This window comes from Cupriavidus sp. P-10, assembly GCF_003402535.2.
Taxonomy (GTDB): Bacteria; Pseudomonadota; Gammaproteobacteria; order Burkholderiales; family Burkholderiaceae; genus Cupriavidus.
In genome coordinates this window covers 2,058,482-2,074,903 of the sequence record NZ_AP025170.1, presented here as the reverse complement: position 1 = coordinate 2,074,903, position 16,422 = coordinate 2,058,482, and the positions used below count along the sequence as shown (strand labels likewise).

The window sequence follows — 16,422 nt, the reverse complement described above, 5'->3', positions numbered from 1 at the left end:
CCTGCGGCATAGGCCGGCGCCGGAAAGGTCCGGACCGGCCTGAAGGTCGTCTCCACGCGTCTCAAGTCCATGCCGTCACGTCGGGGTGATCGGCAGGGGCGCCTGTTGCCTGTTGCCTGCGGATTTCCGCATGCATCCACCGATGTTCGTCCAGCCGAACACAAGCCTGCCGATTGCCATGAATACCCTTACTTCCCCCACGCTGGTCAAGCCGATCCACCTGGTGCCGTCGCAGCATCGCGCCGTTTCGCCGCTGTCCGCGCTGCTGCGCAAGGAACTGCGCGGCGACGTGCTGTTCGACCGGGCCGGCCGTGGGCGCTATGCGACCGATGCGTCGATCTACCAGATCATGCCGATCGGCGTGGTCGTGCCGCGCGACCAGGCCGACCTGCTGCGCGCGCTCGACATCGCCCGCGACCAGCGGGTGCCGGTGCTGGCGCGCGGCGCCGGTACCAGCCAGTGCGGGCAGACCGTGGGCGAGGCGCTGGTGATCGACAACAGCAAGTGGCTCAACAACGTGGTGGCCTTCGACGCGGCGGCGCGCACGGTGACGGTGGAGCCGGGCATTGTGCTCGACCATCTCAATGCCTGGCTCAAGCCCCACGGGCTCTGGTTCCCGGTGGACGTGTCGACCGGCGCGCAATGCACCATCGGCGGCATGACCGGCAACAACTCGTGCGGTTCGCGCTCGATTGCCTACGGCAACATGGTGCATAACGTGCTGGCCATCGACGCCGTGCTGGCCGACGGCAGCGAATGCCATTTCGGCTCGCTGGCCAACCCGGTGGCGGCGGGGCGCGCCGAAGGCATCCTGCGCGGGCTGGAGCGCATCGCCACGCGCGAGCGCGGCGAGATCGCCGAACGCATGCCGAAGGTGCTGCGCCGCGTGGCCGGCTACAACATCGACCTGTTCGATTGCCAGAACCCGATGGCCTATACCGACGATGGCCACGCCAACCTGGCGCACATCCTGGTGGGGTCCGAGGGAACGCTGGCCTGCAGCAGGCAGGTCACGCTGAAGCTTTCGCCGCTGCCCGCGCACAAGGTGCTGGGCGTGGTGAACTTTCCCACCTTCTACCAGGCCATGGACATGACGCAGCATATCGTCAGGCTGCGCCCGGTCGCGGTGGAACTGGTCGACCGGACCATGATCGACCTGTCGATGGAGAACCCGGCTTTTCGCCCGGTCGTCGAGCGCGCGCTGACCGGCGACCCGCAGGCCATCCTGCTGGTCGAGTTCGCCGGGGAAGACCGCCAGGCGCTGCTGGCGCGACTGGAACAGCTGGTCGAGCTGATGGGCGACCTGGGGCTGCCGGGTTCCGTGGTGCAGATGCCTGAAGAGAAGGCGCAGAAGGCGCTGTGGGACGTGCGCAAGGCCGGGCTCAACATCATGATGAGCATGAAGGGCGATGGCAAGCCGGTGTCCTTCATCGAAGATTGCGCCGTACCGCTGGAGCACCTGGCCGAGTACACGCGCCGGCTGACCGAGGTCTTCCACAAGCACGAGACCGAGGGCACGTGGTACGCGCACGCCAGTGTCGGCACGCTGCACGTGCGCCCGATCCTGGACATGCGCCGCGACGGCGCGGTGCGCATGCGCGAGATCGCCGGGGAAGCGGCCGAGCTGGTGCGCGAGTACAAGGGCGCCTATTCCGGCGAGCATGGCGACGGGCTGTGCCGGGGTGAATGGGTGGCATGGCAGTATGGACCGCGCATCAATGCCGCGTTCGGCGAGATCAAGGCGCTGTTCGACCCCGACAACCGCTTCAATCCCGACAAGATCGTGCGACCGCCCAGGATGGACGCGCGCGAGAACTTCCGCTTCGCGCCCGGCTACGCGGCGCTGCCGCTGACGCCCGCGCTCGACTGGTCGGCCTGGAACGTGCGCCGCGACCCGATGACCGGCGAGGAGACCGCGCCCGGCACCGGCGCCGACACGGCCACGCACGGGCTGGCCTCGGCGGTGGAGATGTGCAACAACAACGGCCACTGCCGCAAGTTCGACGCCGGCACCATGTGCCCGAGCTATCGCGTGACCAAGGATGAGCAGCACGCCACGCGCGGCCGCGCCAATACGCTGCGGCTGGCCGTCTCCGGCCAGCTCGGCAGCGAAGGGCTGGCGAGTCCCGAGGTGAAGGAAGTGCTGGACCTGTGCGTGTCGTGCAAGGGCTGCAAGCGTGACTGCCCGACCGGCGTCGACATGGCCCGGCTGAAGATCGAGGCGCGCCATGCGTGGACCCGGCGGCACGGCACCAGCCTGCGCGAGCGCATGGTGGCGTACATGCCGCGCTATGCGCCGGTGGCAAGCCGGGTGTCGGGACTGCTGGCGCTGGCGGACAGCATCCCGCTGGTCTCGGGCTGGGTGAAGCGCGCGCTGGGGTTTGCGCCGGAACGGTCGCTGCCCCGCTTCCGCAAGCCATTCCTGACAACGGGCACAACGGGCACAACGGGCACAACGGGCATGGACGCCGGCGAGCCGGCTGGCACCCGCGAGGTGCTGCTGTTCGTCGACACCTTCAGCAACTACATGGAGCCCGAAAACGCGCGCGCCGCGCGGGCAGTGCTCGAAGCGGCCGGCTATACCGTGCATTTCAACACCCGCGCGGGCGAGCGTCCGCTGTGCTGCGGCCGGACCTTCCTCGCCGCGGGGCTGGTCGACCAGGCGAAGGAAGAGGCCCGGCGCATGCTGGACGCATTCCGTCCCTATGTGGCGCGCGGTGTCCCGGTGGTGGGGCTGGAGCCGTCCTGCCTGCTGTCGCTGCGCGACGAATTCCTCGGCTACGGCTATGGCGACGAGGCCAGGCAGCTTGCGAGCCTGTCGTTCCTGTTCGAGGAGTTCCTGGTCCGCGAGCAGCGCGAAGGCCGGCTGGCATTGCCGTTGCAGCCCCTGCAGGCAGCGGAAGCGGTGGTGCACGGACATTGCCACCAGAAGGCGTTCGATGCCTTCACGCCGGTGCAGACCGTGCTGGGCTGGATCCCCGGGCTGAAGGTCGCGCCGGTGGAGTCGTCGTGCTGCGGCATGGCCGGCAGCTTTGGCTACGAAGCCGAGCACTTCGAGGCATCGAAAGCCATGGCCGAGCTGTCGCTGCTGCCCGCGGTGCGCAAGCGCGCCGCCGATGCCATCGTGGTCGCCGACGGCACCAGTTGCCGGCACCAGATCCTGGACGGCGCCGATGCGCAGGCCCTCCACGTGGCACGCGTGCTGGAAATGGCGCTGGCAGGAAGCCGCCATGGCTGAGGCGCGGCGCGGCAGCCTGCCGCTGCGGCCCCCGGCAGCGGCCAGGATCGGCGATCGCGTGGAGGACGTGGGCTCGCCGGCGCTGCTGGTCGACCTGGAGGCCTTCGACCACAACCTTGCGCAGATGCAGGCCCTTGCCGATGCGGGTGGCGTGGCCTTGAGGCCGCACGCCAAGGCGCACAAGTCGGTCGCCGTCGCCCGGCGCCAGATCGCTGCCGGGGCGAACGGCGTCTGCTGCCAGAAGCTGAGCGAAGCCTATCCGTTCGCCGCCGCGGGGATCGCAAGCATCCACATCAGCAACGAGATCGTCGGCGCGGACAAGCTTGCCATGGCGGTGGAGCTGGCGCGGCACACGGCGCTGAGCCTGTGCGTGGACGACGTGCGCCAGGTCAGCGCGATTGGCGCCGCGGCCGAGGCGGGCGGCGTGCGCATCAGCGTGCTGCCGGAGGTGGACGTGGGGCACGGGCGCTGCGGCGTCAACACCCACGATGCCTTGAGCCGGCTGGCCGATGCCATCGGCGAAGCGCCGTCGTTGCGCTTTGGCGGCCTGCAGGCTTACCACGGCGGCGCGCAGCACATCCCGGTCTGGGTGCAACGCCGGCAGGCTGCGCAGCGCGCGGCGCAAGCCGCCGCCGGCTATGTCCGCCACCTGGAAGCGCGGGGCATTGCCTGCCCGGTCGTCACCGGCGGTGGCACCGGCACGGCCGAGTTCGACTGCCAGAGCGGTGTCTATACCGAAGTCCAGCCGGGCACCTACCTGTTCCTGGACGGCCACTACGGCGCCAACGAATGGCACGGCGCGTTTGACCCGCGGCACAGCCTGTTCCTGTCGGCCACGGTCATGAGCACGGCAAGGCCGGGCGTGGCGGTCTGCGATGCCGGGCTGAAATCGGTCGCGGTCGATTCCGGCCTGCCGCACCTGTGGTCCCGCGACCGCAGCGGCTGGCTGCGCTACGTGGCGGCCAACGACGAACACGGCGTGCTCGAAGTGCTGAACGCGGACAGCCAGGAACTGCTCGGCGACAAGCTGCTGCTGGTGCCGGGCCATTGCGACCCCACGGCGAACTTGCACGCGCAGTTCGTGTGCTTCCGCGGCGAGCGCGTCGTCGATGTATGGGAGGTGGAAGCGCGCGGCCTGAGCCGATGACGCGCGGAGGACGGCCGGCGCATCGCCGGCGCGGATAAACAAAACAAGCCGCAATCAAGGCGGATCTGAATACCAAAGCCAAAGGAGACAAGAGATGCAACGCAAGATCGTCAGGAGCACCCTCACGGCCGTGGCCTGCGCCACCGCCTGCCTCGGCGCCAATGCATGGGCCTGGGAGCCGGCAAAGCCGGTCGAGATCGTCGTGCCGTTCAGCGCCGGTGGTGCGTCGGACCAGATGGCGCGCGCCATCCAGGGCATCATCGCCAGGCACAAGCTGATGAGCCAGCCGGTCATCGTGCTGAACAAGGCCGGCGCCAGCGGGGCCGAGGGGCTGATGGACACCAAGGCGTCGCAGGGCAATCCGCACAAGCTGCTGGTCGCGTCGTCGGCGCTCTATACCGTGCCGATGGTCAGCCACCTGCCGTTCAGCTGGCGCGACCTGACCCCGGTGGCCATGATCGCCCAGGACGAGTTCGTGCTGTGGACCAATGCCGCCGGGCCATACAAGTCGGTGACGGAGTTTATCGACGGCTCGAAAGCGAGTGCCGGCAAGGTCAAGATCGGCGGCACCAGTTCCAAGCGCGAAGACCAGATCATCACCTCGCTGGTCCAGAAGAAGACCGGCACGAAGTTTATCTACGTGCCGTACAAGGGCGGCGGCGAGGCGGCCACGCAGCTGTCGGGCCAGCATATCGACGCCAACGTCAACAATCCCTCCGAGTCGATCGGCCAGTGGCGCGCCGGCGAGCACAAGGCGCTGTGCGTGTTCGCGCCGGAGCGTATGAGCTACAAGGCCAGGGTCACGCAAGCCCAGAGCTGGAACGACGTGCCGACCTGCAAGGAGCAGGGCCTGGACGTGCAATACCAGATGCTGCGTGTCTTCATGCTGCCCGGCGGCGTCACGCCCGACCAGCAGAAGTACTACGTCGACCTGATGCAGAAGATCGTGGCCACGCCCGAGTGGAAGGAATACCTGGAAAAGAACGCGCTCAAGAACGAGTTCCTGACCGCCAGGGCGCTGACCGACTTCCTGGCGAAGGACGAGGCCGCGCATCGCGACATCATCAAGGAGGCCGGCTTCGTCGCCGCGCGCTGACGCAGGCGGGCCGCATTCGCGAGGCTCCGGTGCATGCGCCGGGGCCGATGGCTGAAGGATATCTGGGGGCAGACATGGATTCACATCACGGGGGAGAGCCGGCGGGCGCCGGGCTCTCGGTCAAGACAGTGGAGCTGATGGTCGCGCTATGCCTGCTGGCAGGCGCGCTCGTCGTGATCTGGAGCAACTACAGCATTGGCGCGGGCTGGGCGCCGGACGGGCCCGAAGCTGGCTATTTCCCGATGCGCGTCGGCATCATCGTGCTGGCCTGCGCCGCGCTGGTGGCAATGCAGGCGCTGCGCAGCGACGGCAAGGCGGTCTTTGCGACCTGGCAGCAACTGCGGCAGGTCAGCGTGATCGTGCTGCCGCTGACGGTGTATGTCGGCCTGATCGGCGTGCTGGGCATCTACGTGGCGTCGACGGTCTTTATCGTCGGCTTCATGGTGTGGGTCGGCAAGTCGGGCTGGCCCAAGGCGATGCTGATTGGCGTCGGCATCAACCTGATGCTCTTCTGGATCTTCGAGATCCAGTTCCGTGTGCCGCTGCCCAAGGGGCCGCTGGAAGCTGCGCTGGGCTATTGAGGAGGTGGCAATGGAAGAAATGAACGCATTGATGGGCGGCTTCGCGGTCGCCCTGTCCTGGCAGAACGTCGGCCTGATGTTCGCCGGCATCCTGCTGGGTATCGTGGTCGGCGTGCTGCCGGGCCTGGGCGGCCCGAACGGCGTGGCGATCCTGCTGCCGCTGACGTTTTCGATGGATCCGGTATCCGCCATCATCATGCTGTCCTGCATCTACTGGGGAGCCTTGTTCGGCGGCGCGATCACGTCGATCCTGTTCAACATCCCGGGCGAGGCGTGGTCGGTGGCGACGACCTTCGACGGCTATCCGATGGCCCAGCGGGGCGAGGCCGGCAAGGCGCTGACCTCCGCCTTCACCGGCTCCTGCCTGGGCGCGCTGGCCGGGGTGCTGCTGATCACCTTCCTGGCGCCGATGGTGGCGAAGTTCGCGCTGCGCTTCGGCCCGCCGGAGTTCTTCGCGGTGTACCTGCTGACGTTCTGCAGTTTCGTCGGCATGGGCAAGGAATCCAAGCCGAAGATCCTGATCGCGATGTGCCTGGGCTTTATCCTGGCGGCGGTCGGCATGGATACGGTCTCGGGCACGCTGCGCATGACCTTCGGCTCGCACGAGCTGCTGCGCGGCTTTGACTTCCTGGTCGCCGTGATCGGCCTGTTCGGCATCAGCGAGATCCTGATGACGATGGAGGAGGGCGTGGCGTTCCGCGGCAAGCAGGCGCGCATCGACCTGAAGGTGGTCCTCAAGACCTGGGCGGAGCTGCCGCGCTACTGGATGACCGTAGTCCGTTCATCCGTGATCGGCTGCTGGCTTGGCATCACCCCGGGCGGCGCCACCGCGGCCTCGTTCATGGGCTACGGTGTCGCCAAGCGCATGGCCAAGGATCCGGACTCGTTCGGCAAGGGCAATGTCGAAGGCGTGGTGGCTCCGGAAACCGCCGCGCACGCCGCCGGCACCAGCGCGCTGCTGCCGATGCTGGCGCTAGGCATCCCGGGTTCGGCGACCGCCGCGGTGCTGCTGGGCGGCCTGATGATCTGGGGCCTGCAGCCGGGACCGCTGCTGTTCGCCGAGCAGGGGCCGTTCGTCTGGGGGCTGATCGCCAGCATGTACCTGGGCAATATCGTCGGCCTGATCGTGGTGCTGTCGACCGTGCCGCTCTTTGCCGCGATCCTGCGCATCCCGTTCTCGATCATCGCGCCGCTGATCCTGGTGATCTGCGCGATCGGCGCCTACACGGTGAACGGTGCGCTGTTCGATGTCTGGCTGATGCTGATCTTTGGCGTGATCGGCTACGTGCTGAAGAAGCTGGACTATCCGCTGGCGCCGATGGTGCTGGCGCTGGTGCTGGGCGACCGCGCGGAAGACGCCTTCCGGCAGACCATGCTGGTGTCGTCCGGCGAACTGGATGTGTTCTGGTCGAACGGGCTGGTCGGCACGATCATGGGCCTGGCGGTTTTCGTGCTGGTGTGGCCGCTGGTGAGCGACCTGCGTACCAGGGCACGGGCCAAGGGAATCGCCTGACATTCGGCACGCCGTGAGCATCGGTGCTGTTGCAGCAGACCGCGCATCGTCACGATGCGCGGTTTTTTTTTCCTTTCAGGCCCGATACCGTTCCCACAGCTGACGCAGGATCGACTCCGGCGGTGGCGCCGATGCAAAGCCTGCGACGTTGCCGAACATCCCGACAATGCGGCGCCTGAAGGCATCGAGGTCGGTCGTCGGTTCAGGCGAGGCACTTGCGATATCGATGATCGTATGCAGTTGCTCGGCGGAGAGGCCGGCAATCGCGGACCACAGGTCGTCAGGGCTGGCGCAGGACAGGGCGTACATCGGGCGTCCTAATCGTGGATCTGCGTGGATGTGCGTGGATCTGCGTGAATCAACGTGGATCAACGTGCATCAATGGATGGCTGACGGTTCACCGCGCTGCGCTTGTTTCCGTCCGGGTACACGGCCGCCTGGAACGGTTCTAGCCCGATCCGCGCGACCACGTCGACGAAGCGCTCGGCGTCGCTGTCGCGGTGCGCGAGGTAGGTGCCGATCAGCCGCTCGACCACGTCCGGAACCTGCTCCTGCGCGAACGACGGGCCGATGATGCGGCCGATCGCCGCGCCGCCGCCGGCGTGGCCGTCCCGGCTGTCCGCGCCGTTCTGGCGCCCGCCGATGGTGACCTGGTACCAGGCTTCTCCGGCCTTGTCGACGCCGAGGATGCCGATATGGCCGACATGGTGGTGCCCGCACGAGTTGATGCAGCCCGAGATGTTCAGGTCTAGCTCGCCGATGTCGTGCACGTGGTCGAGGTCTTCGAACCGTTCCTGGATCGCCTGCGCCAGCGGAATCGATACCGCGTTGGCGAGCGAGCAGAAGTCGCCGCCGGGGCAGGCGATGATGTTGGTGATCCTGCCGACGTTGGGCGTGGCGAGGCCCGCCGCATCCAGCGCGCGCCACAGCGCGGGCAGGCTGCTGCGCCGCACGTCGGCCAGGATCAGGTTCTGCTCGTGCGAGACGCGCAGCTCGCCAAAGCCGTGGCGTTCGGCGAGGTCGGCCATCAGCTCCATCTGGTCGGCGGTAATGTCGCCCGGCGCGGGGCCGGTTGCCTTGAGCGATGCGGTCACCGCGGCGTAGCCCGGAACGCGGTGCGAATGAACGTTGCTGCGCAGCCAGAGCCGGAACGCGCGGTCGGTGCGGGCGAGTTCGGCGCTTTCATCGGCGCTTTCATCGGCATCCTGCGCCGCGGCGGGGTCATAAGGCGGCACCGTGAAGCGCGCCGCCACCGACGCGACAAAGTCTTCGGTGACGGTATCCGGGCCACCCCGGATGCGCTGCCACTGCTCCGCGACCTGTTCGCGGAAGACCTCCGGCGTGAGGTCCTTCACCAGGATCTTGATGCGCGCCTTGTACTTGTTGTCGCGCCTGCCATGCAGGTTGTAGACGCGCAGCGTGGCCTGCAGGTAGGTCAGCAGGTCCTGCCAGGCCACGAAGGGATTGATCAGCTTTCCGACCATGGGCGTGCGCCCCATGCCGCCGCCGACCCACACGCGAAAGCCGACCTGGCCGTCTTCCTCGACCGCCTGCAGCCCGATATCGTGGACGCCGACCGCGGCCCGGTCGGTGGTGGCGCCGCTGATCGCGATCTTGAACTTGCGCGGCAGGTAGGCGAACTCGGGATGCAGCATCGACCATTGCCGCACGATCTCGCACCACACCAGCGGGTTCACCAGTTCGTCGGGCGCGATGCCGGCAAAGTGGTCGGTGGTGGTATTGCGGATGCAGTTGCCGCTGGTCTGGATGGCGTGCATCTGCACGGTGGCGAGTTCCGCGAGGATGGCAGGGGCGTCTTCCAGTCGCGGCCAGTTGAACTGCAGGTTCTGCCGCGTGCTGAAGTGCCCGTAGCCGCGGTCCCAGCGGCGCGCGATCTCCGCCAGCTTGCGCAGCTGCCGCGACGCCAGCATGCCGTAGGGGATGGCCACGCGCAGCATCGGCGCATGGCGCTGGATATACAGGCCGTTCTGCAGCCGCAGCACGCGGAACTCTTCCTCGTCGAGCTCGCCGTCCAGGAAGCGGCGGGTCTGGCCGGTGAACTGCACGACCCGTTCGTCGACCAGCCTCTGGTCGATCTCGTCATAGACATACATGGTGAAGGTCTCCTCGCGCCCGCGCGCTAGTCTTTTGCCCGTGCCCGTTCGATGGACATGTCGGTCGGCATCATGTTGAGGTCGGCGTTGTGCATCACCCACAACGAGCCGGCGACGACGATGACGATCAGGAAGCCGGTGCAGGCGAAGATGGCGGTATTGCCGCGCTGGCCGGGACCGGTGCCCAGGTGCAGGAAATACACCAGCTGCACCAGCAGCTGCGCAACGCAGAGGCCCACGACCAGCGCGATCGCGGCGTGGCTTGGCAACGCGCCGGTCATGACCGCGGCAAACGATGCCACGGTAAGCGCGACCGACAGCAGCAGGCCGATGGTGTAGCTGCGCACGCTGCCGTGGGCGGCGTGCTCGCCCGGATGGACGGAATGAAGATGGGACGGCTTCATGCGAACTCCCGCAGGTAGACGAAGGTGAAGACGCAGATCCAGACCAGGTCCAGGAAGTGCCAGAACAGGCTCAGGCACGCCAGCCGGCGGCGCACGATGTCATCGAGGCCGAAACGCCGGATCTGGTGGATCATCACCGCCAGCCAGCACAGGCCCGCGGTGACGTGCAGGCCGTGGGTGCCGACCAGCGTGAAGAAGGCCGACAGGTAGGCGCTTACGCCCGGGCCGGCGCCCTGGTGCAGCAGGTGGGCGAACTCGTAGACCTCCATGGCGACAAACACCGCGCCCAGCACGAAGGTGGCCGCGAGCCAGCGGATCATGCGCGGCGCGGCATTCGCGTCCTGCCGCAGCATGGCCAGGCCGAAGGTGTAGCTGCTGAGCAGCAGCACCATGGTCTCGGCGAACACGAACGGCAGCTCGAACAGTTGCCGCCCGCCAGGCCCGCCCGCGGTATTGCCGGACAGGACGCCAAAGGTGGCGAACAGCACCGCGAAGATCAGGCAGTCGCTCATCAGGTAGAGCCAGAAGCCGAGCGTGGTATGCGCGCCGGTTTCGTGATGGCCGTGGTCGGCGGCGTGTGCCGCAGTATGTGCCGCCGCGTGTGCGGCGTCGTTGCCCGGGTGGTGCAGGGTAGGGGATAGCGTCGGGTTCATGGTCAGGCAGCTTGCTGCAGTTGGGCGTAGCGGGCGCGCTCGATGCGCTCGACTTCGGCGGCCGGGACGTAGTAGTCCACGTTGCGGTCGTAGCTGCGCAGCACGAAGGTTGCGATCGCCCCGACCAGCCCCGCGACGGCGACCAGCCACATGTGCCAGACCAGCGCGAAGCAGGACACCAGCCCGAACACGGACACGAGGAAGCCGGCCGCGGTGGGACGTGGCATGTGGATGTCCTCGTAGTGGGCCGGCTGGCGCCATGCCCGTCCGGCTTCCTTGTCGTTCCAGTGCTGTTCCAGCGAGGTGATGTGCGGCACCCTGGCGAAGTTGTAGAACGGCGCCGGCGATGCCGTCGACCATTCCAGGCTGCGGCCGTCCCACGGGTCGCCGGTCAGGTCCTGGTTCTGCTTGCGGTCGCGGATGCTGACGGCCAGTTGCACGATCATGGCCAGGATGCCGGCGCCGATGACGAAGGCGCCGATCATCGCCACCACCAGGTAGGGATGCCAGTCGACATTGGCGTAGTGGTTCATCCGGCGGGTCATGCCCTTGAAGCCCAGCACGTAGAGCGGCATGAAGGCCAGGAAGAAGCCGGTCAGCCAGCACCAGAACGACACCTTGCCCCAGAACTCGTCGAGCTTGAAGCCGAACACCTTCGGGAACCAGAAGCTGATTGCCGCCAGGCAGCCGAACAGCACGCCGCCGATGATCACGTTATGGAAGTGGGCAACCAGGAACAGGCTGTTGTGCAGCACGAAGTCGGCGCCCGGCACCGCCAGCAGCACGCCGGTCATGCCGCCGACCGCGAACGTCACCATGAAGCCGATGGTCCACATGGTCGAGGTATGGAAGCGGATCCGCCCCCGGTACATGGTGAACAGCCAGTTGAACAGCTTCACGCCGGTGGGGATCGAGATGATCGACGTCATGATGCCGAAGAAGGCATTGACGTTGGCGCCCGAGCCCATGGTGAAGAAGTGGTGCAGCCAGACGAAGAACGACAGCACGCCGATCGACGAGGTGGCATAGACCATCGACTTGTAGCCGAACAGGGGCTTGCGCGAGAACGTGGCGATGATTTCCGAGAACGCGCCGAACGCGGGCAGGATCAGCACATAGACCTCGGGGTGCCCCCAGATCCAGATCAGGTTCACGTACATCATGGCGTTGCCGCCCAGCTCGTTGGTGAAGAAGTGCATGCCGAGGTAGCGGTCGGCGGTGAGCAGGGCCAGCGTGGCGGTCAGGACCGGGAAGATGGCGACGATCAGGATGTTGGTGATCAGCGCGGTCCAGGTGAACACCGGCATCTTCATCAGGGTCAGGCCCGGTGCGCGCATGCGCAGGATCGTGACGATGAAGTTGATGCCGGTCAGCGTGGTGCCGAGCCCGGATATCTGCAATGACCAGATGTAGTAATCCACGCCGACGGTCGGGCTGTAGCCGAGTTCGGACAACGGCGGATACGCGACCCAGCCGGTCGCGGCGAAGTCGCCGACGAACATCGACAGCATCACCAGCACCGCGCCCATGGCCGACAGCCAGAAGCTCAGCGAATTGACGAACGGGAAGGCCACGTCGCGCGCGCCGATCTGCAGCGGCACGATCACGTTCATCAGCCCCACCACCAGCGGCGTGGCCACGTAGAAGATCATGATCACGCCGTGGGCGGTGAAGATCTGGTCGTAGTGGTGCGGCGGCAGGTAGCCGGCGGCATCGCCATAGGCGACGGCTTGCTGCGTGCGCATCAGGATCGCATCGGCGAAGCCGCGCAGCAGCATGACCAGGGCCAGGATGATGTACATCACGCCGACCTTCTTGTGGTCGACCGAGCAGATCCATTCGGTCCACAGGTATTTCCACTTGCCGTATCTGGTGATGGCGGCGAGCAGCGCGGCGCCCAGCACCAGCACCACGGCCAGCGTCACCATGATGATCGGCTCGTGGTAGGGGATGGCTTCGAGGTTGAGTTTTCCTAGCATGTCATTGCTCCAGGCGGCCGGGGAGCGCCGACGGGACGCGTTGGAAGGCCTGCAGAGATTCGGGGGTGTTGGCGCGGCAGATCGCGCCGTTGGCCTGCATGTACTTGTCGACGACCTGGTCGAACAGCTTCGGGGTCACCGATGCATAGAGCGTGACGGGGTCCTTGGTGCTGGGCTGCTCCAGCGTGCCGTAGGTGTTCGCGTCAAGCGCCTGCGCCGACGCGCGGGCCTTGCCGATCCAGGCATCGAAGTCCTCGCGCGAGGTCGCCAGGGTCTTGAAATGCATGTCCGAGAAGCCAGCGCCGCTGTAGGCCGCGGACTGGCCGAGATAGACGCCGGGCGTGTCGGCGATCAGGTGCAGGCGGGTCTGCATGCCGGCCATGGTGTAGACCATGCTGCCAAGCTGCGGAATGAAGAAGGCATTCATCATCGATTCCGCGGTCAGCCGGAAGTTGACCGGCGTGCCGACCGGGATGGCGAGCTGGTTCACCGAGGCGACGCCGTACTCGGGATAGATGAACAGCCATTTCCAGTTCAGCGCGATGACGTCAACCTGCAGCGGCCTGACCTCGGACTCAAGCGGACGATAGGGGTCGAGCTTGTGCGTCGAGTCCCAGATCAGCACGGCCAGGCAGGCCACGATCACGCACGGGATGCCCCACACCACGATCTCGATCTTGGTCGAGTGCGACCACTTGGGCGCGTAGGTCGCGCGCGTGTTGCTTTCGCGGTAGCGCCAGGCAAACCACAGCGTCAGGAAGATCACCGGGATGACGACCATCAGCATGACGAACAGCGCGATCAGGATCAGCGATTTTTCCTGTGCGCCGATGCTGCCCTTGGGATTGAGCAGTTCGAGGTTGCAGCCGCTGAGCAGGGTGCTCAGGCAGGCGGTCAGCAGCAAGGTCGGCAGGCGGACCTGCGGGCCTGGAAAGGCGCGGGTGAGGCGGGTGAAGGTGGCTTGTCGGGGGGCTTGGCGCGGGACTTGGGGACCTAGTCGATCGCTGTCTGCCGGCCCGGCGGTTGTTTTTAGCATTTCGGATACCTTGGTGACGGATCACCGAAAGCATCCGCCACGCACTCCGATTCAAGGGCTGCGTCAGCCTCGCGCGGGCGTGGTTTGTATGGATTCCTCCGGTGATGTCTGGCATGCTAGCTGAAGACAAAACCCATACATCGAGGAAGATTTTGGGCAAAGAATCCATGCAAGGCAGCGAAATCCTGGACAAATGGGATCTTCAGATCACTACAGGCGGCGGCGCGCGCTACCTGCAGATCGTGGATTTCATCGAAGGGGCGATCCGCGAGGGCAGCCTCGTGGCCGGTGACCGCGTGCCGCCGCAGCGCGGGCTTGCCCGGGCGCTCGGCGTCGACCTGACCACCGTGACCCGCGCCTATAACGAGGCCCGGCGGCGCCAGCTGATCGAGGCCCGGGGCGCGCTTGGCACCTTCATTGCGGCGCCGCGCGCGGAACTGGCGCGGGTGGTCGACATGAGCATGAACGTGCCGCCGCCGCCAGCGGGCGTGGATTTCCAGGACCTGTTGCGGCGCGGCCTGAGCCAGGTCCTGCTGCGCAGCGACCCGCACCTGCTGATGACCTACCAGCTTGGCGGCGGCAGCGCTTCGGACCGGTCGGCCGGGGCGCTCTGGCTGGCGCCGATCTTCGGGCAGGTGGACACCGCGCGGCTGGTGGTGTGCCCCGGCGCCCAGGCCGCGCTGGCCGCCGTGATCCTGAGCCGTACCCGGCCCGGCGAGGCGATCGTGACCGAGCCGCTGGCCTACCCGGGCATCCGCGCCGCGGCGGCGCAACTGGGCCGGCGCGTGGTGATCGCGCCGTGCGACGCGGACGGGATGCTGCCCGACGCGCTCGCCGCGGCCCGCGCCGGGGGGGCCACGCTCGCCTACCTCAACCCGACCGCCCAGAATCCGACCACGCACACCATGCCGGCCTCGCGCCGGGCAGAGATCGCCAGGACTGCGCACCGATGCGATATCGCCTTGCTGGAGGATGATCCGTACTGGCTGCTGACGCCGTCAGCGCCGCCGCCGCTCGCCAGCTTTGCGCCCGAGCGTACCTACTACGTCGCGACGCTGTCCAAGGCGCTCAGTCCGGGCCTGCGCACCGCCTATGTCCTGCTGCCGGAAGAAAGGGGTGGCGATGACCTGCTGGCATCGCTGCGCGCCTTCGCGCTGATGGCCGCGCCGATGACCGCGGCCCTGGCCACGCAATGGATCCATGACGGCTCGGCCATGCAACTGCTCGACGGCATCCGCACCGAAGCGCTGGCGCGGTGCGCACTGGCAAGCCGATGGCTGAGCGGGATCGGCCAGCTGCCGCCCAGCGCCATCCACGTCTGGCACCGGCTGCCCGCGCAGTGGTCGGCGCAGCAGCTCACCCGGGCCGCGCTGGCGGAAGACCTGCGGGTCACGCCTTCCGATGCGTTCTGGGACGGGCCCGATGCGCCCAATGCCATCCGCATCTCGCTCGGCGGCGTGGACAATCACGCGCAGCTGTCGCTGGCGCTAAGGAAACTGGCGGCATTGCTGGAGCGCCGGCCAACGTCGGGGGTGGAGATGGTGGTCTGAACCGGTCAGCCTCGCGCCAGCAGCGCAGGCGTCACGCCTGTGAAACGAAGTTGATCACCGCGTCAGAGAACTTCCCCGGCAATTCCCAGTTCGACAGATGCGCCGCATTGAGCGCGAGGTACTCGGCGTTGGCAATGCCATCAGCCAGCTCGCGCCCCTGTTCCGGCGTGGTGGCGGCATCCTGCACGCCAGCGATCACCAGCACGCGCGCGTCAATGCCGGCCAGCATGCCGCGCAGGTCGGCATCGCGCACCGCGGCGCAGTTGGCGACATAGCCGCCGGCATCGGTCGAGGCGAGCATCGACAGCACCGGGGCCAGGCGCGCCGGATCGCCGGCGAGCGCCGCTGGGGTGAACCAGCGGGCCAGCACGCCCTCGGCAATGGCTGCCATGCCTTCGGCCTGCACGCGCTCGATGCGCGTGTTCCAGCCGGACGGCGGGCCGATCAGCGCCGCGGTATTGGCCAGCACGAAGCGGCCGAAGCGTTCGGGGTGATGGCGTGCCAGCCAGATGCCGGTCATGCCGCCCATCGACAGGCCGCAGAAATGCGCGCGTTCGACACCGGCGTGGTCCATCACCGCCAGCACGTCGGCGCCCAGCTCGGCCATGCCGAACGGCGCGGCCGGCACGCCGGAGGCGCCATGGCCGCGCGTGTCGTAGCGCAGCACGCGGAAGCGTTCCCGCAGCGCCGGCATCTGCGGATCCCACATTGACAGGCTGGTGCCGAGCGAGTTGGACATGACCAGCACCGGCGCGCCGGCGGGGCCCTGGAGTTCGTAGTGCAGGCGAAGCCCGTCACGGGTGGCGATGCTCATGACGCGGGCCTCGCTCAGCGGATCGAAGAAGGATGCGGCGCCAGCGGCGTGACGGCGATCTTCATGTACGGGAACAGCGGCAGGGCCGACAGCAGGTTGTGCAGCGCCTCGTTCGACTCGACGTCGAACACGCTGTAGTTGGCATACTCGCCAACCACGCGGTAGAGGTGCAGCCACTTGCCCTGGCGCTGCAGGTCCTGCGCGTAAGCCTTCTCGCGCGCCTTGATCTCATCGGCCTGCGCGGCGGGCATGTCGTGCGGCAGGTTCACGTCCATTCGTACCAGATACAGCATCGGG

At 67.2% G+C, this 16,422-nt stretch carries 14 protein-coding genes; 6 read left to right on the top strand and 8 right to left on the bottom strand.

The window, feature by feature from the left end; all coding sequences use genetic code 11:
* Window positions 1–178: 178 nt before the first annotated feature.
* The 5 genes from CTP10_RS09530 (at window position 179) to CTP10_RS09510 (ending at window position 7,575) form a co-directional block, all read left to right on the top strand.
* Window positions 179–3,238 carry an FAD-binding and (Fe-S)-binding domain-containing protein gene (locus CTP10_RS09530; RefSeq protein ID WP_116320558.1) on the top strand — a complete coding sequence of 1,020 codons (3,060 nt, stop codon included), beginning with the start codon at window positions 179–181 and terminating at the stop codon, window positions 3,236–3,238.
* On the top strand, window positions 3,231–4,385 hold the full coding sequence (locus CTP10_RS09525) for a DSD1 family PLP-dependent enzyme (protein ID WP_199414613.1): 1,155 nt from the start codon (window positions 3,231–3,233) through the stop codon (window positions 4,383–4,385). The genes CTP10_RS09530 and CTP10_RS09525 overlap by 8 nt, the downstream gene beginning before the upstream one ends.
* Window positions 4,386–4,479: 94 nt before the next feature.
* Entirely contained in the window at window positions 4,480–5,481 is a 1,002-nt protein-coding gene (locus CTP10_RS09520; RefSeq protein ID WP_116320516.1) for a Bug family tripartite tricarboxylate transporter substrate binding protein, read from the top strand.
* Window positions 5,482–5,555: 74 nt separating this feature from the next.
* Window positions 5,556–6,062, top strand: coding sequence for a tripartite tricarboxylate transporter TctB family protein (locus CTP10_RS09515; RefSeq protein ID WP_116320517.1), 507 nt, complete (start codon window positions 5,556–5,558; stop codon window positions 6,060–6,062).
* Between the two features lie 10 nt (window positions 6,063–6,072).
* Window positions 6,073–7,575, top strand: a complete 1,503-nt coding sequence (locus CTP10_RS09510) for a tripartite tricarboxylate transporter permease (protein WP_116320518.1) — start codon at window positions 6,073–6,075, stop codon at window positions 7,573–7,575.
* A 75-nt stretch (window positions 7,576–7,650) separates the two neighbouring features.
* On the opposite strand, the gene CTP10_RS09505 is transcribed toward CTP10_RS09510, so the two are convergent.
* The 6 genes from CTP10_RS09505 to cyoA are packed head-to-tail and all read right to left on the bottom strand — an operon-like array spanning window position 7,651 to window position 13,761.
* Entirely contained in the window at window positions 7,651–7,884 is a 234-nt protein-coding gene (locus CTP10_RS09505; RefSeq protein WP_116320519.1) for a hypothetical protein, read from the bottom strand.
* Window positions 7,885–7,943: 59 nt separating this feature from the next.
* Entirely contained in the window at window positions 7,944–9,689 is a 1,746-nt protein-coding gene (locus tag CTP10_RS09500; RefSeq protein WP_116320520.1) for a nitrite/sulfite reductase, read from the bottom strand.
* Window positions 9,690–9,715: 26 nt separating this feature from the next.
* Entirely contained in the window at window positions 9,716–10,093 is a 378-nt protein-coding gene (gene cyoD, locus CTP10_RS09495) for a cytochrome o ubiquinol oxidase subunit IV (protein WP_116320521.1), read from the bottom strand.
* Window positions 10,090–10,746: a cytochrome o ubiquinol oxidase subunit III gene (gene cyoC, locus CTP10_RS09490; protein WP_199414614.1), complete on the bottom strand. Its 657-nt coding sequence runs from the start codon at window positions 10,744–10,746 to the stop codon at window positions 10,090–10,092. Before cyoC ends, cyoD begins: the two co-directional genes overlap by 4 nt.
* A gap of 2 nt (window positions 10,747–10,748) precedes the next feature.
* Window positions 10,749–12,725: a cytochrome o ubiquinol oxidase subunit I gene (gene cyoB / locus CTP10_RS09485; protein ID WP_116320522.1), complete on the bottom strand. Its 1,977-nt coding sequence runs from the start codon at window positions 12,723–12,725 to the stop codon at window positions 10,749–10,751.
* 1 nt (window position 12,726) lies between these two features.
* Window positions 12,727–13,761: a ubiquinol oxidase subunit II gene (gene cyoA, locus CTP10_RS09480; protein WP_116320523.1), complete on the bottom strand. Its 1,035-nt coding sequence runs from the start codon at window positions 13,759–13,761 to the stop codon at window positions 12,727–12,729.
* Window positions 13,762–13,928: 167 nt separating this feature from the next.
* On the opposite strand from cyoA, the gene CTP10_RS09475 reads away from it, so the two are divergent.
* Window positions 13,929–15,311 (top strand): aminotransferase-like domain-containing protein, encoded by a 1,383-nt coding sequence (locus CTP10_RS09475; RefSeq protein ID WP_116320524.1) that lies wholly within the window; start codon window positions 13,929–13,931, stop codon window positions 15,309–15,311.
* 31 nt (window positions 15,312–15,342) lie between these two features.
* On the opposite strand, the gene pcaD is transcribed toward CTP10_RS09475, so the two are convergent.
* Together pcaD and catC are read right to left on the bottom strand one after the other, a co-directional pair.
* Window positions 15,343–16,125, bottom strand: a complete 783-nt coding sequence (pcaD, locus tag CTP10_RS09470; RefSeq protein WP_116320525.1) for a 3-oxoadipate enol-lactonase — start codon at window positions 16,123–16,125, stop codon at window positions 15,343–15,345.
* Between the two features lie 14 nt (window positions 16,126–16,139).
* Complete coding sequence (gene catC / locus CTP10_RS09465) at window positions 16,140–16,418, bottom strand: muconolactone Delta-isomerase (protein WP_029048466.1); 279 nt, start codon at window positions 16,416–16,418, stop codon at window positions 16,140–16,142.
* Between the last annotated feature and the right edge of the window lie 4 nt (window positions 16,419–16,422).